The sequence below is a fragment of the Lactococcus muris genome, assembly GCF_042849115.1.
Classification (GTDB): domain Bacteria; phylum Bacillota; class Bacilli; order Lactobacillales; family Streptococcaceae; genus Lactococcus; species Lactococcus muris.
This window is the reverse complement of record NZ_BAAFQO010000041.1, coordinates 1-1,957: the sequence shown is the minus strand read 5'-3', so window position 1 is coordinate 1,957 and position 1,957 is coordinate 1. Positions and strand designations below refer to the sequence as shown.

The 1,957-nt window shown below is 38.0% G+C and carries 3 protein-coding genes; all 3 read left to right on the top strand.

From position 1 onward, the window contains the following. Positions 1-148: transposase (locus ACGHCK_RS11385; protein ID WP_394304575.1), on the top strand; the 148-nt coding region annotated here is incomplete at its 5' end. A 203-nt stretch (positions 149-351) separates the two neighbouring features. Next, positions 352-1,419, top strand: a complete 1,068-nt coding sequence (locus ACGHCK_RS11380; protein ID WP_271329366.1) for a DUF6287 domain-containing protein — start codon at positions 352-354, stop codon at positions 1,417-1,419. 56 nt (positions 1,420-1,475) lie between these two features. After that, positions 1,476-1,817, top strand: coding sequence for a zinc ribbon domain-containing protein YjdM (locus tag ACGHCK_RS11375; protein WP_202230358.1), 342 nt, complete (start codon positions 1,476-1,478; stop codon positions 1,815-1,817). Positions 1,818-1,957 lie beyond the last annotated feature (140 nt).

Genomic DNA, 1,957 nt, shown 5'->3' with positions numbered 1-1,957 from the left:
AGGCATTGTCTCATCTTGTTCCAACGGCCCATTAGAGGGAAAAAATAATCTCTGTAAGCTTATCAAACGCATTGCCTTTGGTTTTGGGCGTTTTGATCATCTTAGAAAACGGATTTTGCTCCAACAACTCCTTGTCAAACGCAACTAAAAAAGCTGTCCTAAGACAACTTTTCACACACTGCTGTAACTCATTTTTTAGCGAGTACCACCGCAGAGTTGACAGAGCCAAGCTTAACTCCTCTGTTTTTTTGATGTCCTTATTTTCCGAGCGAGTCTTTGAGATTTTTTTCATAATGTAGTACACTATAAAAGGATGTGCATGAAGAGTGCTAGATTGGGAAGTGGACCAAGATGAGGGATAAAAAGGAATGGGAACAATCTTCTAAAGATATTAATGATAGAAGACCTAGTGAGGATGACTATCAAAAAGCTATATCGGACGGACTGGTAACAGAAGATATAGCCGAAAATAAAAAGTTTAAAAAGAAAACAATCATTTTAGGAAGTATCTTTAGCGGTCTTCTCCTTATTGTAATGGTAATACTTCTGATTGTCTTTTTCTATCCGAAATCCAAAAATGATTCTTCTCTTGCTGCGAGCAATCATAAAATTTCAGAAAGTTCTATGATTGACTCTAATTCAACGCAAGAGGGTAAATCAGGCCATGTATCAGCAGCTTTGACGGAATGGAAAGCCTTAGCCCTCAATCAACAAATTGCTTTACTGGCTCAGTCTTATGCTAAGCTGAATCCTCAGACTACGATTTTGGCGGCGGAATATCTTGCGATGGCAGGAAATATTAGTGACGGCTCCATAGAATGGTATGATTCAAATAAAATCATCCATAAAGTTAATGTGAAAATTAACCAAGCGACAGTTGAATATGACTATATCAATGCTAAAAGCTGGGAAACAGAAGAGCAAGTAACAAAGATAAATACAGTTCTTGCAGATTATTTTGACATGCCCTCAGCTAAACAAGTGACTGAAGAAATAGCTTCCAGAGTCATTGATTCGGCCAAATTGGCAAGCTTAAATGCTGAGATGAATTTAGAACAGATTGCTCAAGGAGATTATTCAAGTGTGCAAGGTGCTTGGAGAACCTTGGAAGGCAGAACACTAATTTTTGAAAATAATCAGTGTTACATAGTGGAGGGCGAGCAGAAAACACGACTTATTCTTAATATTCTATCAGCAGATAATCAGCAAGAACAAGGCTTCCTTATGGTAAATAGCCAACCTGAAGGGACTCCTGCTGGAGCAGGACTCTCCTTTATTCCAAAAGGTTATGATTGGGCAGATACAGACAAAGCGAAACCGCGTATTTGGCTGTCCAACACTTTTGGCCCAAGTGCGCAGAGCTTACCAGAAAGACAAAAATTAGCCGTACAGAAAGCAATTTTCTATAAAGTAAACTAAGTTTAGTTTAATAAGTTATACTAGTAATTAAATTAAAATCAGAAAAGGGAGAAAAAATGGAAACACCTCAATGCCCAATTTGTTCAAGTGAATATACTTATGAACTCTCAGATACGACATTTGGATGCTCAGAATGTGGCAACGAATTTACACAAGCGGATTTAGAAGCAGATAAGTTTGTTGTGCTTGATAGTGTTGGACAACCTTTAGCTGATGGAGATGCTGTGATTATCATTCAAGATCTCCCAGTCAAAGGGATGCCGAAACCCATTAAAAAAGGGACGAAAGTTAAAAATATCCGCATTAATGAATTTGGGAAAAATGAACACTATATTGATTCAAAAATTGATGGTTTTGGTGCCATTGGTTTGAAGGGGTCTGTAGTGAAGAAGGCTTAAGTGTAAAAATAGTGGCTCTGTCAACTCTGCGGTGGTACTCGCTAAAAAATGAGTTACAGCAGTGTGTGAAAAGTTGTCTTAGGACAGCTTTTTTAGTTGCGTTTGACAAGGATTTGTTGGAGCAAAATCCGTTTTCTAAG